Annotated in this window: 14 protein-coding genes; 9 read left to right on the top strand and 5 right to left on the bottom strand. The window is 37.7% G+C overall.

Annotated features, from left to right (window positions below; translation table 11 throughout):
• Positions 1-38 precede the first annotated feature (38 nt).
• On the top strand, positions 39-479 hold the full coding sequence (locus tag MKY78_RS14795; protein WP_339213736.1) for a GNAT family N-acetyltransferase: 441 nt from the start codon (positions 39-41) through the stop codon (positions 477-479).
• 113 nt (positions 480-592) lie between these two features.
• Complete coding sequence (locus MKY78_RS14800; protein ID WP_339213738.1) at positions 593-832, top strand: 4Fe-4S binding protein; 240 nt, start codon at positions 593-595, stop codon at positions 830-832.
• Positions 833-922: 90 nt separating this feature from the next.
• Here the strand turns inward: MKY78_RS14800 and MKY78_RS14805 are convergent, their stop codons facing one another.
• Entirely contained in the window at positions 923-1,057 is a 135-nt protein-coding gene (locus tag MKY78_RS14805) for a hypothetical protein (protein WP_255488130.1), read from the bottom strand.
• A gap of 118 nt (positions 1,058-1,175) precedes the next feature.
• Positions 1,176-2,342, bottom strand: a complete 1,167-nt coding sequence (trpB, locus tag MKY78_RS14810) for a tryptophan synthase subunit beta (RefSeq protein ID WP_339213740.1) — start codon at positions 2,340-2,342, stop codon at positions 1,176-1,178.
• Between the two features lie 118 nt (positions 2,343-2,460).
• On the opposite strand from trpB, the gene MKY78_RS14815 reads away from it, so the two are divergent.
• Both MKY78_RS14815 and MKY78_RS14820 read left to right on the top strand, forming a co-directional pair.
• Positions 2,461-2,931 (top strand): DUF2691 family protein, encoded by a 471-nt coding sequence (locus MKY78_RS14815; RefSeq protein ID WP_339213742.1) that lies wholly within the window; start codon positions 2,461-2,463, stop codon positions 2,929-2,931.
• A gap of 314 nt (positions 2,932-3,245) precedes the next feature.
• Positions 3,246-3,605: a carboxymuconolactone decarboxylase family protein gene (locus MKY78_RS14820; protein ID WP_339217924.1), complete on the top strand. Its 360-nt coding sequence runs from the start codon at positions 3,246-3,248 to the stop codon at positions 3,603-3,605.
• A gap of 20 nt (positions 3,606-3,625) precedes the next feature.
• Here the strand turns inward: MKY78_RS14820 and MKY78_RS14825 are convergent, their stop codons facing one another.
• Together MKY78_RS14825 and MKY78_RS14830 are read right to left on the bottom strand one after the other, a co-directional pair.
• Positions 3,626-5,686 carry a thioredoxin domain-containing protein gene (locus MKY78_RS14825; protein WP_339213744.1) on the bottom strand — a complete coding sequence of 687 codons (2,061 nt, stop codon included), beginning with the start codon at positions 5,684-5,686 and terminating at the stop codon, positions 3,626-3,628.
• A 912-nt stretch (positions 5,687-6,598) separates the two neighbouring features.
• Entirely contained in the window at positions 6,599-7,603 is a 1,005-nt protein-coding gene (locus MKY78_RS14830; RefSeq protein WP_339213746.1) for a tetratricopeptide repeat protein, read from the bottom strand.
• A 314-nt stretch (positions 7,604-7,917) separates the two neighbouring features.
• On the opposite strand from MKY78_RS14830, the gene MKY78_RS14835 reads away from it, so the two are divergent.
• Together MKY78_RS14835 and MKY78_RS14840 are read left to right on the top strand one after the other, a co-directional pair.
• Positions 7,918-9,411 (top strand): peptide MFS transporter, encoded by a 1,494-nt coding sequence (locus MKY78_RS14835; RefSeq protein WP_339213748.1) that lies wholly within the window; start codon positions 7,918-7,920, stop codon positions 9,409-9,411.
• A 178-nt stretch (positions 9,412-9,589) separates the two neighbouring features.
• Positions 9,590-10,345, top strand: a complete 756-nt coding sequence (locus tag MKY78_RS14840) for an acyl-ACP thioesterase domain-containing protein (protein WP_339213750.1) — start codon at positions 9,590-9,592, stop codon at positions 10,343-10,345.
• 141 nt (positions 10,346-10,486) lie between these two features.
• On the opposite strand, the gene MKY78_RS14845 is transcribed toward MKY78_RS14840, so the two are convergent.
• Positions 10,487-12,247, bottom strand: a complete 1,761-nt coding sequence (locus MKY78_RS14845) for a glycoside hydrolase family 13 protein (protein ID WP_339217925.1) — start codon at positions 12,245-12,247, stop codon at positions 10,487-10,489.
• A 410-nt stretch (positions 12,248-12,657) separates the two neighbouring features.
• On the opposite strand from MKY78_RS14845, the gene MKY78_RS14850 reads away from it, so the two are divergent.
• The 3 genes from MKY78_RS14850 (at position 12,658) to MKY78_RS14860 (ending at position 16,153) form a co-directional block, all read left to right on the top strand.
• Complete coding sequence (locus MKY78_RS14850; protein WP_339213752.1) at positions 12,658-13,926, top strand: extracellular solute-binding protein; 1,269 nt, start codon at positions 12,658-12,660, stop codon at positions 13,924-13,926.
• A gap of 65 nt (positions 13,927-13,991) precedes the next feature.
• Positions 13,992-15,299 (top strand): ABC transporter permease subunit, encoded by a 1,308-nt coding sequence (locus MKY78_RS14855; protein WP_339213753.1) that lies wholly within the window; start codon positions 13,992-13,994, stop codon positions 15,297-15,299.
• Positions 15,300-15,301: 2 nt separating this feature from the next.
• The gene (locus MKY78_RS14860; protein WP_339213755.1) at positions 15,302-16,153 is read left to right on the top strand and encodes a sugar ABC transporter permease; all 852 of its coding nucleotides are present in this window, start codon (positions 15,302-15,304) and stop codon (positions 16,151-16,153) included.
• The last annotated feature ends 38 nt before the right edge of the window (positions 16,154-16,191 follow it).

Genomic DNA, 16,191 nt, shown 5'->3' on the forward strand with positions numbered 1-16,191 from the left:
TATATGGTAAGTAATGCTTGTAAGGAGGAGATAGCGAGATGGAGGTTAGAGAGGTTAGTCCTGAAACTACCTATGAACTAAGACATGCTATTTTAAGGCCACATCAACCATTTGAGGCCTGCATATACGATACAGACCGTGATGTAACTACTTTTCATGTTGGTGCTTTTTACGAAGGTACCTTAATAAGTGTTGCATCTTTTTATAAAGAAAAGAATTCCGAGTTTACTAAGGAGAAGCAATATCGTCTACGGGCGATGGCAACTCGACCTACTCATCGCAGGCTAGGAGCAGGAAGAGCGGTGATTGATTATGCAGAGAAACGGATAAGAGAAGAGGATATCGAATTATTGTGGTGTATGGGTAGGACATCGGTACAAGGCTATTATGAGCGGTTAGGTTTTCAACCATATGGTACCGTATTTGATTATCCACCAATTGGACCGCATATTGTGATGGTGAAGGATTTGATGGTATAGAGCTTATTTTCGTTAGCGCCAATTTTCTTTTTTGAAACGGTTTACTTGAATTAATAGTAGATGTATCATTAAAATGAAGATGTACCTTGAATAGATTAGGAGGGTAAACATAGATGGCTTTTGTTATTTTAGATCCATGCAGACAAGAAAAAGCAGCTGAATGTGTTAGTGTCTGTCCAGTTGATTGTATAGAAGAAGGTCCAGATCAATTCTACATAGATCCAGATATTTGTATTGACTGTGGTGCTTGTAAAGCAGCCTGCCCAGTAAATGCGATTGAGGAAGAATATGATTTGACTCCAGACCAAGAAGTATTTTTAGAAAAAGCAGAAGAATTCTTTGCCAACCGTTAATCAGTATAAGTAAAATCCCGTCAGTTCCTAAGAGACTAACGGGATTTTTATGTAGGTTTCCTTGAATTATTAAGATTATCGTATCATTTCTTATTCTTCTACAGCTACTGCTAGTTTACTTGCTATCCAGCGTTTGGCTGTTTTTTCGTCTACTTCATATACCTTCCCTGCCCGAAATAGTTCTCCATGGTAAGCAGTTTGAACATTCATTTTTACTTTAATCATAAGCTCTAACCCCTTCCTATTCTCATTATAACGAACTGAAAGTAGTGAAGCTAATGTTATGTAATGGAAATGATATGTAAAATCCCCCCAAAGCGAAATCTTGGGGGGATAGAATTATTTATTTATTTAATAAATCAAATACTTGATTAACATCTTTATCGCCTCTACCAGATAGGTTGACGATGATGATGTCCTCGTCAGCTAGTGTTGGTGCAAGCTTTATCGCATGGGCAATGGCATGAGCGCTTTCTAAAGCAGGGATAATTCCCTCTGTTTTTGATAGTATTTGAAAAGCTTCTAACGCTTCATCTGCTGTAACCGTTACATATTCTGCTCTTCCAGTCGTTTTTAGGTAACTATGCTCTGGCCCAACACCTGGATAATCAAGCCCTGCGGCAATGGAATACGTCGGTTTCGGCTCCCCATTGTCATCAAGTAATGTTAAACATTTAAATCCGTGAATAACAGCGGCTACACCTTCTGTCATCGTTGGAGCTTCATAAGGTTCGGCACCAATTAATCGGACATTTGGTTCATTTAAGTAGTGAGCAAATGCTCCAATGGCATTACTACCACCACCTACACAAGCAATAACGGCAGTAGGTAGCTTGTCTTCTTTTTCCAGTATTTGCCGTTTTGATTCTTCACTGATGACAGCCTGGAAATGCTTCACGATGGACGGATATGGATGTGGTCCAACTGCTGATCCAAGCAGATAAAATGTGTTTTGGTAATTTTCTACAAGGTCTTCTAGCGCAGCATCAACAGCATCCTTTAAACGACCTTGCCCTTTTTCTACAGGGACAACATTAGCTCCTAACAGCTCCATACGAAACACATTGAGAGCCTGTCTTTCTGTATCCACTTTACCCATATACACGGTGCAAGGAATATCAAACATGGCACAAGCAGTAGCAGTAGCAACACCATGTTGACCTGCCCCAGTTTCTGCAATGACTCTCGTTGCTCCCATTCGCTTAGCCAGTAGAATTTGCCCTATTACGTTATTAATCTTATGGGCTCCTGTGTGATTTAAATCCTCACGCTTTAAATAGATTTTTGCTCCGCCTAATTTTTTGGTTAAGTTTTTAGCTTCCGTTAATGGGTTTTCTCTCCCCACATACTCCCTAAGATAGTACCGGAATTCACTTTGAAATTCTGGATCATCCTTGTACTTCTCGAATTCCAGTGCTAAATGATCTAACACCTTCTGCAAATCTTCAGGGATGAAGCTACCTCCAAATTCACCATAAAATCCTGTCTCCACTACACTCTGCTCACTCATCTCTCTAAACTCTCCTCTATTCTATTTTTTTGTATTCTATTCAGAATACTTGCTCATTATTGTATCATAAAAGTGGGCCAACACCAATAAGCATTTAGTTCTAAAGGGAGTCGTTACATTGGAAAAGATAGGTCTATTTTTTCGGGTACCAAATACGTACGGAAAAGTATTATTAGATCTGTTGGATAGTTTATTAGATGAAGATGAGTATATATGGAAAAAAGGGAATCATATAGAAATATTGTTTTCTGATGATTTTAATTCTGAAATGAAATATATAGATAGGCTAAAGACACTGAGTAATGATCAAATGAAAAGATATGTTTCGTTTGGAAGTTACTATCCCATAATAGCTACATTTTCCGGATATTTAACGAATGGAGAAATTGGTAGTTCAATATTAAATGGGAAAGAATTCTTGAATTCATCTTGCAATGTGTTAATTAGTATTGTAGATACTACAGAAGTGACATTCCTATCAAAGAATAATGCCGTTATGACAGATATGGAGAAAAAATACCTTCAATATAATTTCTCTGATCTTAGATATATGGATGTAGAGGAATGTGTAAAGTTACGTTTCGATTAGTTCTATCATCAAATGTTGCTGCTACTAAAGTATAAAATCTTTTATCGACAGTCTATTTTTGCTTAACACTATATGGGGGGATGGACTAATTATTTGTTGGGTATTGGATGCACTGTAAAATAGCGGTGTAACAGGGGGGGCTAGTCGACGCTATTAATTTCTTTCTAATGAGTATAACAATTGTCTTTGTGGCGGAGAGGACAGAAGCGTCGAATAGAAAACAGTTTTTTAGATTAATTAATTTAACGACTATGCTGATTGTTTTCGTTCATACTAACAGTAGACTTTCAAATCTGAATAATGGAGATGATCAAATGGAAGCAAGAAATCTTACGGAAGAGGCTTTAATAGACTATAAAGAAGGAATAGGCATGTTCACGAAAAAAATGCCAAAGCTAGCCGAATTATATAATGCTTTTACAGAAGAATGCTTCAAAGAAGGTGCGTTATCTAAAAAGCATAAACAATTAATTGCATTAGCAATTAGTTTATATGCACAGGATGAGTATTGTATGATCTATCATACAAAAGGTTGCCTGGATCAAGGGTGTACAGAAGAGGAAATCCTAGAGGCAATTGGTGTAACAGCTGCTTTTGGTGGCGGAGCAGCAATGAGCCAAGCGGTTACCCTTGTACAAGATAGTATTCAAGATTTAAATCAGTTAAAACAATAAGAGGTGCACTTGCACCTCTTTTACTTTGTAGTGATCGAATCTAGAGCGATGTCCATATTGTTTGTTGGCTGCTGACAGGCAAAATTCTCACATACATATACAGTTGTTTGTCCATTTAGTGTTTTATATTCTGCTGCAAATGGAGCAATATTTCTAAATTGTTCTGGTTCATTTGCTACTAGTAATGCAATCTCCGGTATAAAACGATCATGGAGTAATTGTAAGAGTTTAGCTCTGGAAGAATCAGATTCGCCTAGAACAACAACTTCTTTTGTCGGATTCTCAGTAAGTATTATGCTTTGGAGAAAGAACACCCCAGCAGAAGGTTGCTTGGTGATATCTTCATAAAAGGTGGAAAACATCTCCGCTACTTTATCTAAGTAACTTGTTTCTCCAGTTAGGCTCCCCATTTGGACGAGCATTAGAGCTGCAACGCTATTTCCTGAAGGGGTTGCCCCGTCATAAATTTCTTTATCATTCGAGATTAGCTGTTCATTATTCTTACCACTAAAGAAAAATCCACCATATTGCTTGTCCCAAAATAAATCAATCATTACATCCAGTTGATGTTTTCCTTTGGATAAATATTCTAGGTTGAAATCTACTTGATACAATTCTAAATATGCCCAAACTAAATAGGCATAGTCATCGAGATAAGCGTGGTATTTTGTTTCCCCATCCCGATAGCGAGCCATCAGCGTACCATTATCAAAGAGTTTTTTCTCCACAAATGAGATTGCTGTTTTCGCCATATCTAAATATTGATCGTTTTGAAATACTCTACTAGCTTTGGCTAAGCCAGCAATCATCATAGCATTCCATGAGGTTAGTACTTTATCATCAACATGTGGATAGACACGTTTCTCCCGTTCTTGAAGGAGCTTTTGTCTTGCTTCTTCCAGTTGTGTTTCTAAAGCTTCCACAGTTAAGTCAAATTCCTCTGCTACACTTTGAAGACTGGAGCGAATTAGATTTGGGATATTCTTTCCTTCAAAGTTACCATAAGGAGTGATACCGTACGCCGTCGTATAAATATCTCCTAAATCCTCCCCGAGAATATCAAATATTTCTTCATCGTCCCAAACATAATACTTACCTTCTACCCCTTCCGAGTCAGCATCGATAGCGGAGTAAAAAGCACCTTCCGTACTCATCATTTCTCGTTTCACAAAATCGATAATTTGCTCAGCAATTTTTCTATAAAACGGCTTCTTTGTTACTTGATAACATTCGGTATAGGCGATGAGTAGAAGCGCATTATCATATAACATTTTCTCAAAATGAGGTACAAGCCACTTTTCATCTGTTGAATATCGGGCAAAACCAAACCCAATATGATCCCATATCCCACCGGCAGCCATGTTTTGCAAGCTATTTTCCACCATTTTTAAAGCAGCCGTTTTCCCGGTAAAATGATAATAACGGAGTAAAAATAGTAAATTCTGTGGCTGTGGAAACTTAGGTGCTTCAAAGAACCCACCATAATTAAAGTCAAACCCTCTTCCTAATTGCTGGTAGGCTAGATCAGCTGCTTCTTTTGTTAAACGATGTTCGCTCTTGGCACGAGTAGAGCTATCTAAGGCTTGTTTCACACTTTCGGTTACCTCAGAAATGTGCTCAGGGTCTGAAGTATATTTGATATGTAGTTGTTCTAAGGCTTCTAATAACCCAGGTCTACCGTACTTGCTTTCTTTAGGAAAATAAGTTCCCGCAGAAAATGGTACTTTATCTGGCGTCATAAAAATCGTAAGTGGCCATCCACCATGACCAGCCATCATTTGACATACCTTCATATAGATAGAATCCACATCCGGGCGTTCCTCACGATCGACTTTAATGGAAATATAATGCTCATTTAACATCTGTGCTACTTCCTCATCTTCAAAGGATTCATGAGCCATGACATGACACCAGTGACATGTGCTGTAGCCAATTGATAGGAAAATTGGTTTATTTTCTTTTTTTGCTTTTTCAAACGCTTTTTCACCCCAAGGGTACCAGTTTACGGGGTTGTAGGCATGTTGTAGTAGGTAAGGTGATTTTTCATTTATTAAGAAGTTAGGATTAGTATTTTCTTGCATGGAATCCGCCTTTCATTCATTGTTGTTTTAAGTATATCCTATGTGCGCGATTGGTACACGGAAAGTAGATGATTGGTCTTGGTTGGGAATATTACATTATTTCTTGGTAAGTTAAGGGGGATTTTTTCCATTAATGAGGAAAGGTAGAGGGATGAGATGGTGGATAGAACGTATGTTCCCTTAATGGGGCGGCATATCGGAAAAGGGTTACAGAGAGGAGGTATCGGTTCCCTAATCGGTGAGGAAAAGCGGAAGAAGGTAACAGAGAGCAGTTGTCAGTGCCCTTACTGGGATGGAATAGGAAAAAAAGGTAACAGAGAACGGTTATCAGTGCCCTTACTGGGATGGAATAGGAAAAAAAGGTAACAGAGAGAGGTTATCAGTACCCTTACTGGGATGGAATAGGGAAAAAAGGTAACAGAGAGCGGTTATCAGTGCCCTTACTGGGGAGGAAAGGCGAAAAAAGGTAACAGAGAGCAGTTGTCAGTGCCCTTACTGGGGAGGAACAGGGAAAAAAGGTAACAGAGAACGGTTGTCAGTGCCCTTACTGGGATGGAAAAGGGAAAAAAGGTAACAGAGAGAGGTTATCAGTGCCTTTACTGGGGAGGAAAAGCGAAAAAAGGTAACAGAGGGGAGGTATCGGTTCCCTTACCGGGGAGGAATAGTGAAAAAAGGTAACAGAGAGAGGTTATCAGTGCCCTTACTGGGGAGGAAAAGCGAAAAAAGGTAACAGAGAGCTTATAGCGGGGATTGTCTTGTATAAAATCTCTCCCGCCAGAATAAGAAAAACTAACACATTCACGAAAGGAAGTATGTGTTAGTTTTTTATTCATAATCGGCTCATTTTATCGTTCTAATCTATTTTGTTATACAAGAAAGTCAATAGAACATATTGTCATTCATCAAGGGTAATTATAATCCTTTCAGTCTCTCCTTAGCTTGTTCATCTCCTTTTAACGCCGCTTTTTGGTACCAAATTTTTGCCTTCTTTATGTTAATAGGAGTTCCGATTCCATTCTCATAGCATAGTCCGAGATTAAATTCTCCATAGGAATCGCCTTGTTCTGCCGCCATTTTATACCAAGAAATCGCCTCTTCCCCTTTTCCATTTTCCACTGCCTCATGACCCAGGCGGTTTGCTGCAAAAACATCACCAGCTAGGGCAGATTTCGTAAACCATGCTTTGGATTCTTCTAAATCCATCTCTGTTCCGACGCCATTTTCGTACATATAACCTAATGTATACATCGCCTCAGCTACTCCATGTTCTGCCGCTTTTTTGAATAGTTTAAGAGCTCTCTTATTATCCTTTTCAACATATTCACCACGTAAGTACATATCGGCATAATTATTGATCGCATCTGGATAGCCTTTTTCGGCTGCCTCTTCATAGCATAAAAATGTCTTCTCTAAATCCTTTTTCACGATCTTACCCATGTAATAATAATTACCTAGCCAATAGAGGGCCTCAGGATTTCCCGCTTGAGCCGCGATATTAAACCACGGAAAAGCCCATTCGTTCCGTTCAATTAGTCTGTACAAATGCCCGAGCTGAACTTGTGCGTCTTTATCCCCATTTGCTGCTTCGCTATAAAGGGAAACCGCTTCATCTAATTCTTCATCTTCCATATAAATAATGGACTCTTCATCTGAAGGCATCACTATCTCCATGACGATAGTCCGCAAATCTTGAATAACAATCGTTTTTGTATCTTCTTGTACAGAGGATACATGATGCAATTGCTTGTACAACATATAGATATCATCTGGTAATTCTATATTAGGAGAAATACATTCGTTTAATATTTGCTGTATCTCAACGATAGGGTTGTTGCTAAATGCTATATTTTGTAAATTATTTGCGGTATAGGTAAATCCTTTGTTCCGTAATTCTTTCTGTAATTCCTGCTTGTCCACCGAAAAGACACCTTTCTACAATTCGTTTTTATAGAGTATCTCATATTTTATGTTTAGAATCACGTATTACAATTGCAGGGAACAATTAATTTTATTACCATATTTTACCGTACAGGAAAAAGTAAAACCTTATAATATCGGTATGTTAATCGATTACATTAAAATGATTGGCTATTTTACTATTTTTTAGAACAATTTCATTTCATTAAAACCCCTTTACGTCAATACTAATTTGTCCTAAAATGTTTAAGTCGACTTCGAAATAGTTTTCAGTTTATTTAAGAAATTTAAAAACATCAGGAGGCTTTTCTTCAATGAAAAAACTAGATAGAGATGCCATTCTAAAGACCATTCCTCAGAAGGGATTTTTCGGGCATCCAAAAGGTTTATCGACGCTATTTTTCACTGAGTTCTGGGAACGTTTTTCCTATTACGGAATGCGTGCTATCTTACTATTTTATATGTATTATGAGGTTTCCGACGGTGGACTTGGTATCGATCAAACAACAGCTAATTCCATTATGGCGATATATGGCTCACTTGTTTATATGTCCGGTATCATTGGTGGTTGGATTGCTGATAGAATATTAGGTACTGCACGGACTGTTTTCCATGGTGGAGTGCTTATTATGATTGGTCATATCATTCTTGCCCTGCCATTTGGAGCACCTGGTCTATTCGTATCCATGGGATTCATTATCATCGGTACTGGACTACTTAAGCCGAATGTCGGTGGTATGGTTGGGGATCTATACAGTAAGACAGACCCACGCCGTGATTCAGGATTTAGTATTTATTATATGGGTATTAACATGGGTGCATTTATTGCGCCATATATTGTAGGAACATTAGGGGAAGGTGTTAGCTTCCACTTAGGATTTGGTGTTGCTGCAGTAGGGATGTTAGTTGGACTAATTGTATATGTTGTAACACGTAAGAAATATTTAGGGCTAGCAGGTACAGTTGTTCCTAATCCATTGAAGAAAGAAGAAAAAGGTCGTCTATTATCGATTATCTTAACAGTCTTAGTGATATTAGGCATAGTTGGCTGGTTAGGTATAAACGGTGGTTGGCTAACTGTCGATCGTGTTATTTTCTCTATTAGTATTCTTGGGGTTATTATTCCGACTGCATACTTTATCTTTATGTTCCGCAGTCCTAAAACAACTTCAGAGGAAAAGTCACGCTTACTTGCCTATATTCCATTGTTCGTTGCCGCAATGATGTTCTGGGCAATCCAAGAACAGGGATCAACCATTCTTGCAACTTATGCTAATGAGCGTACCGACTTGCACTTCCTCGGAATTGAATTGAAGGCATCATGGTTCCAGTCACTTAATCCATTATTTATTATCATGTTTGCTCCTTTATTTGCAGGCATGTGGACAAAATTAGGAGATAGACAACCATCTGTTGCACAGAAATTCTCGTTTGGATTAGTATTCGCAGGATTATCCTTTATTGTGATGATGTTCCCTGCATACTTCAACGGAACGGAATCATTAGTAAGTCCTTTATGGTTAGTACTAAGCTTCTTCCTAGTAGTATTAGGTGAATTACTATTATCACCAGTTGGGTTATCTGCATCAACGAAACTTGCACCAGCTGCCTTTGCTGCACAAATGATGAGCTTATGGAACCTTTCCAACTCATCAGCACAAGCAATCAATGCACAGGTCGTGAAATTTTACTCAACTGAAACAGAAGTTATGTACTTCGGTGTGATTGGTGGTATTGCTATTCTATTGGGTATTATTCTATATTTGTTCTCTCCTAAGCTGAAAGAATTTATGAGAGGGCTAAACTAGTAATGAAAGAGCTGATACGTGAATGGATACCGTCCCATTTACGTATCAGCTCTTTTTCGTATAAGAAGCTAGTCCATTAACTGTAAAATGGAGGGGGAGGATAGAATGCCACGGTCCACTTTCTCAACCAATTTATGGTAATCTATTCATATGGATAATATTTAGGAGAGAGATAAACATGCAACCAACAATTCGATATAAGAAAAACTACCATGTAGACTTAAGCGATGTCGATTTTCAAAAGGAATTAAGGCCGAGTGCATTATTTGGGTATTTTCAAGATATAGCAAATTTAGCAGCCGAGAATCTGGGAGTTGGAATCAATCAACTACTGGATAAGTACGGTGTAGCATTTGTGCTAATGCGAATTCGGGTAGATATGATCCGTAATCCAATCTTAGACGAGGAGATTACGATTGAAACGTGGCCACTGAGACCAGGGAAGCTCGAATTTGAACGGGATTATCTGGTCCGTAATCAAAATGGTGAAATAATTGCCCGTGCTGTATCTGTCTGGGTTATTATGGACTTGAAAAAGCGTCGTTTAAAACGAAGTGAAGCAATTAATTTAGATTACCCGGAATATATAGAGGATAGAGCAATTAACATAACGTTAGGGAAGATAAAAGCATCAGAAAATCTAGAAGCGGTTTATCAGAAAACGATTGGCTATAGTGATATTGATTTTAATGGACATTTGAATAATGCCAAGTATGTCGATTTCATTATGGATTGCTTCTCTTTAGAGGATCTTCAAACCTATCCTATTCGTTCGATTGAGGTGAATTATTTAAATGAGGTCTTACCTGGTGATAGACTTGTTTTAAAGAAAGATTCTACTAATAAGTCGAATCATACATTTTTCGTAGATGGTGTTCGCGAATCAGATGAAAAGATTGTTTTTCGCTCTAAAGTGATCGTAGAGGGAAAATAAATAATATGTGAGTGTTGATAGCCCAGGTACCAGGTAACAATTCACCGGCAATGGAATTAGGTCTACCTACACTAATTAGCAATATAGTAGTAAATAAAAGTACCCGAATACCTTCTAGCACATATTCGGGTACTTTCCCCCCTACGATAATTCGAAAATACGAAAGCTTAGTGGACTAACATGAATCGTTGAACCTAATGTCAGTTTTTTCTTCTGGTCACTTTCTATATCCCACTCGTGAACGGTAGTCAATTTCAACGCATCACTAGAGATTTCAACAGAATCTAGACTATTATTGATAATAAATCGTAAACAAGTATCCTGATTGAATTTCTCATAAATGATATAGTTCTTTTCGTTATTAACATCAATGAAGCGGATATCAGAATGGTTCCCAAAGACTGGCTCGGTTCTACGCCATTTTAATAAAGACCGGACGTATTCAAATAAGTCTCTATCCTGCTTTTTCTCATCCCATTCCATACAACTACGACAGCCAGGATCCTGTCCGCCGTCCATTCCAATTTCGTCACCATAATAAATACATGGAGATCCTATAAAGCTTAATTGGAATAGGTACAAGAGTTTAACTCGGTCACGATTTCCATTAGCGAGTGTTAGAATACGTGGTGTATCATGGCTATCTAATAGGTTAAACGCTACTTCATTTACATTTTTAGGGTACATGTGAAGCACTTTTACAATTGAATCGACAAAATCCTGTGCCGAAATACTATCCTTCGCTAGGAAATCGATTGCACTATTTGTGAATGGGTAATTCATAACGGCATCAAATTGGTCCCCTTGTAACCATGGCATCGAATCATGCCAAATTTCACCTAGAATATAGGCATCCGGCTTTACACTTTTTACAACCTTACGAAACTCCCGCCAAAATGCATGGTCTACCTCATTCGCTACATCTAAACGCCATCCATCGATATCAAACTCCTCCACCCAATAACGAGCGACATCTAGTAAATAGGCTTTAACCTGAGGGTTTTCTGTATTAAGCTTTGGCATGGAAGGAACAAACCCAAATGTATCATAATTCGGTCTAGGTTCAGTCACGATTGGGAAATTCCATAGATGAAACCAGTTCGTATACTTTGATTCCTCTTGCTGTGTTAAGACATCCTGAAATGGGGGGAAATAAAAGCCACTATGGTTAAATACAGCATCTAGCATGACACGGATTCCTCGCTTATGACATTCTTGGACAAGGCGACGGAATGTTTCTTTGTCTCCAAATTGTGGGTCTATTTCCATATAATCAATCGTGTCATATTTGTGATTGGAGTATGCTTTGAAGATAGGCGTAAAATAGATTCCGGAAATGCCTAATTCCTCCAAATGATCTAAATGATCGATGACTCCTTGGAAATCCCCGCCGAAAAAGTTAGACGGAGTCGGGTCAGTACTCCCCCATGGTAATGTACCTTCTGGATTAATAGACGGATCCCCGTTTCCAAATCGCTCAGGAAATATTTGATACCAGACTGTATCTTTAACCCATGCTGGTGCTTGAAATACATCAATATTATTTACATAAGGGAAACAGAAATAATTTGCGATGTCAGTTGGAGCAGAGGTGAAGAAGCCTCCTTCCATATAATATAAAGTCTCGTTTGAATCGGAGCATTTGAATCCGTAACGCATACGGTGAAATTCAGGCTCAACTGCAATAACCCAATAATCATAAAGAGAAGTTGAACCTGATTTGGTCATAGGTTTAGTAATAGTTTGCCAACTCCCCTCTACCCAATCATATGGATCACCAAATAGGAGTTCAACAGAATACATATCATCCTTTTTCGTTTGCAACATGATGTGTAGTGTATCGTTGTCATAGGCATAGGCGTAATTGTTTTTTGGTCTGTGAAAAATGGCTTCCTTAATCATCACAATTCTCCTTTTCATAAAAATAACCCCGTTTACTTTTATTCGTAAACGGGGTTGTTGTTTAATAACAAAGCATTGCCCTTAAATTTATACTATTAATCTACTGTAAGCGTTTTATAAAGTCAAATAAAATTTGAAACGTAAAATAGTTGTAAAAAAATTTAAAGAAAATTTATAAAAACGATTGCATAAAAAATGAAATAAGGGTACAATTTCATTGTAAGGTTGCGCAAACGTTTTCACTGTACTGAGTAAACAGTTTTAGAGGGGGGCAATATTAGTTTGTAATAAAGTGGACTTTTATTTGTCATGATGCATTACCTTACAAGATAAATAGATATGGCGTTTTACAAAAATAATAATCTATTGGTTACGTGATAACCAAAAATGAAAGAGGGGACTTGTAAATTATGAAAATCAAATGGAAGAATCTTGCTTTTGTAGCAATGTTAACGAGTTTACTTGTATTAGCTGCATGTGGAGGCGGAGATAAAGATGGTGATAACTCTAGTTCTGAGAAGGATGAAGGAAGTAGTGCTGGTACATTAGAAATTGGTGTAGAGGATGGATATATTGATTATGTAAAATCAATCGTTCCGGCATTTGAAGAAGAGACAGGAATTAAAGTAAAAGTAACAGAAAGAGATTTATTCGAAACTTTGGAAGCCCTTCCATTGGATGGACCTGCTGGAATAGCTCCTGATGTTATGGTTGCCCCTTATGACAGAGTTGGTAACTTAGGTCAACAAGGTCATTTAGCGGAGTACACGTTTCCTGATGATGGTCGCTATGATGACTTAGATAAACAACAGGTTACGATTGACGGTAAAATTTATGGTGCTCCATTCGTAATTGAGTCACTAGTACTCTACTATAATAAAGATTTAGTTGATCAAGCTCCTCAAACATTTGCGGATTTAGAAGCGTTAGCAGAGGATGATCGTTTCGCCTTTTCTTCGGAATCTGGAAGAACAACAGCATTTTTAGCTAATTGGTTAGATTTCTATAGCACATACGGATTACTTTCTGCTTACGGTGGTTATGTATTCGGTGACAATGGTTCGGATCCATCTGATATTGGACTAAATACAGAAGGTGCCATTGAAGGTATTGAATATGCAACAGAATGGTTCAACAAATGGCCACAAGGGATGTTAGATTCTACAACAGCAGGTAACTTTATTGACGAACAATTCACAACTGGTAAAGCTGCTGCAATTATCGGTGGACCATGGTCTGCTTCTGACTATAATGAAGCTGGTATAAATTATGGGGTTTCCATGATTCCAACATTACCAAATGGTGAAGAATATCAACCATTTGCTGGTGGTAAAGCGTGGATTGCGAGCAATTATGCTAAAGACCCTGAAGCTGCACAAAAATGGTTAGACTTTGTGACTAACGAAGAAAATCAACAAAAGCTATATGATGATAAAGGTGAGGTACCAGCGAATCAAATGACAAGAGCAACAGTTGCAGAAGCTGGAGATGAGCTGACTGCTGCGGTTATCAACCAATATAACAATGCAATTCCTATGCCAAATATTCCTCAAATGGCTGAGGTTTGGACAGGTGCAGAAACATTAATGTTTGATGCTGCTTCTGGTAACAAAACTGCAGAAGAATCAGCAAATGATGCGGTAGACGTTATTAGTGAAAATATCTCTCAAAAATACTAATAATGTAATCTAATTGGCAGAGATCAGCTCTCTGCCAAAGTTTATTTAAAAGGGAGTGAGAACTGGTGGATTATACAGAAGCAGATGGCAAACAACGCATTAGAAAAGCAACATTACTCTCTATTATTCCTGGTATAGGACAAATGTATAACAAACAGATGTTTAAAGGGATAGCCTTTCTTGCCATTTTTGTTTTATTTATTTTAGAAATGATTAATTTTGGTGCAGAAGCAATAGTAGGTTTAGTAACACTAGGTAGTACCCCGGGTACAGACCATTCACTGTTTATGTTAATCGAAGGTTCACTACAATTATTAATTCTTCTGCTATTTATACTTTTTTACGTTATTAATTTAAATGATGCTAGAAAAGTTGCTAGATTATGGGCTGAGGGCAAAAAAGTAAATACTAAGACGAAAACCATTCTAACGAATATGGTGGATAAAGGCTTTCCATATTTATTTACAATTCCTGCCTATATCGCAATGATATTTGCAATTGTATTTCCGGTATTAGTTACCATATTTATCGCTTTTACAAACTATGATTTCTATCATATTCCACCAGCGAAGTTAATTGACTGGGTTGGTTTTTCTAACTTTATCGAAATATTTTTCTTAAGCTCTTATCGGGATACTTTTTTTGCTGTTTTTGGATGGACTGTAATATGGACCTTAGCAGCAACCACACTACAAATCGTAATTGGTATTTTTACAGCGCTTGTATTAAACCAGAAATTCATTAAATTCAAGCGTGTATTTGGTATTATTTTCTTATTACCGTGGGCAGTACCAGCATTTATTACGATTATGAGTTTTTCCAATATGTTTAACGATAGTATTGGAGCCATTAATACACAAGTTATTCCGCTAATCGATGCCTTAATACCTTTTGTTGAGATCGGAAGTCTTCCATGGAAGACAGATCCGTTTTTTACTAAAATAGCTATCATCTTAATTCAAGGGTGGCTTGGATTTCCGTTTATTTATGTACTTGTATCTGGAATTTTACAATCCATTCCGGAAGAACAGTATGAAGCTGCACGAATTGATGGGGCTGGTATGATACAGCGCTTTAAACATATTACCATGCCAGCTATATTTACGATTGCTGCACCAATTTTTATTACACAGTATACCGGTAACTTCAATAACTTCTCGATGATTTACCTGTTTAACGAAGGGGGACCTGGAAGTATTGGAGCTGGTGCTGGTTCAACCGATATTCTTATTTCATGGATTTATAAGCTGACAACAGGAACATCTCCACAGTATTCGATTGCTTCTGCTGTGACATTGTTTATTTCCTTATTTGTCATTATTATTTCGTTAATTGTCTTTAAGAAAACGAGAGCATTTGAAATGGAGGATTAGAGATGAGCAGAATAATGAAATCGCAAAAAACCTCCCGGATCATCAACAAAATCTTTACTTATATTTATTTAATCCTATTAGCGGTGATCATCATTTATCCGCTACTTATTACAGCAAGTTCTGCTTTTAAAGCTGGTAACGTAACCGCGTTTAATTTAAACTTTAATGCGGAATGGACGCTAGTCAATTTCCAAAGACTATTTACAGAAACGTTATATGGTAGTTGGTATGTAAATACATTAATCATTGCCTTCGTGACCATGATAGTTCAAGTTACCTTTATTACACTAGCAGGTTACGTCTATAGTAGATATCGTTTCGTTGGACGGAAAAAGAGTTTGCTCTTTTTCTTAATTATACAAATGGTACCGACGACTGCAGCGTTAACTGCTTTCTATGTTATGGCGTTATTGATGGGAGCTTTAGATCAAAGCTGGTTCTTAATGTTCCTATATATTGGTGGTGGTATCCCGATGAACACTTGGTTGATGAAGGGATATTTTGATACAGTTCCATATGATTTAGACGAATCAGCAAAATTGGATGGTGCGGGCCACTTCCGTATTTTCGCCCAAATTGTACTACCATTGGTTAAACCGATGATTGCTGTGCAATCATTATGGGCCTTTATGACACCGTTTGGTGAGTACATGCTAGCGAAGTTCTTACTACGAACGCCAGAAAACTATACGGTTGCGATTGGTTTACAGACATTTATTAACAACCCACAAAATCAAAAGGTAGCACTATTTGCAGCGGGTGCAATTTTAATCGCTATACCTATCACAATATTATTCTTCATGCTGCAAAAACATTTCGTTGCTGGTTTAACATCAGGTGGTACCAAAGGATAGTCCTAGGTGAAAACAGAATCTCTGAAGGAATGAAGTGA

Origin of the sequence: Ornithinibacillus sp. FSL M8-0202 (assembly GCF_037975285.1) — a bacterium.
GTDB lineage: Bacteria > Bacillota > Bacilli > Bacillales > Amphibacillaceae > Ornithinibacillus > Ornithinibacillus massiliensis.

Coding starts and splice junctions, on each gene's coding strand:
- MKY78_RS14805 (WP_255488130.1), bottom strand. CDS start 1,057: ATGATTAAAGTAAAAATGAATGTTCAAACTGCTTACCATGGAGAACTA.
- trpB (WP_339213740.1), bottom strand. CDS start 2,342: ATGAGTGAGCAGAGTGTAGTGGAGACAGGATTTTATGGTGAATTTGGA.
- MKY78_RS14795 (WP_339213736.1), top strand. CDS start 39: ATGGAGGTTAGAGAGGTTAGTCCTGAAACTACCTATGAACTAAGACAT.
- MKY78_RS14850 (WP_339213752.1), top strand. CDS start 12,658: ATGAAAATCAAATGGAAGAATCTTGCTTTTGTAGCAATGTTAACGAGT.
- MKY78_RS14860 (WP_339213755.1), top strand. CDS start 15,302: ATGAGCAGAATAATGAAATCGCAAAAAACCTCCCGGATCATCAACAAA.
- MKY78_RS14820 (WP_339217924.1), top strand. CDS start 3,246: ATGGAAGCAAGAAATCTTACGGAAGAGGCTTTAATAGACTATAAAGAA.
- MKY78_RS14835 (WP_339213748.1), top strand. CDS start 7,918: ATGAAAAAACTAGATAGAGATGCCATTCTAAAGACCATTCCTCAGAAG.
- MKY78_RS14825 (WP_339213744.1), bottom strand. CDS start 5,686: ATGCAAGAAAATACTAATCCTAACTTCTTAATAAATGAAAAATCACCT.
- MKY78_RS14800 (WP_339213738.1), top strand. CDS start 593: ATGGCTTTTGTTATTTTAGATCCATGCAGACAAGAAAAAGCAGCTGAA.
- MKY78_RS14845 (WP_339217925.1), bottom strand. CDS start 12,247: ATGATTAAGGAAGCCATTTTTCACAGACCAAAAAACAATTACGCCTAT.
- MKY78_RS14840 (WP_339213750.1), top strand. CDS start 9,590: ATGCAACCAACAATTCGATATAAGAAAAACTACCATGTAGACTTAAGC.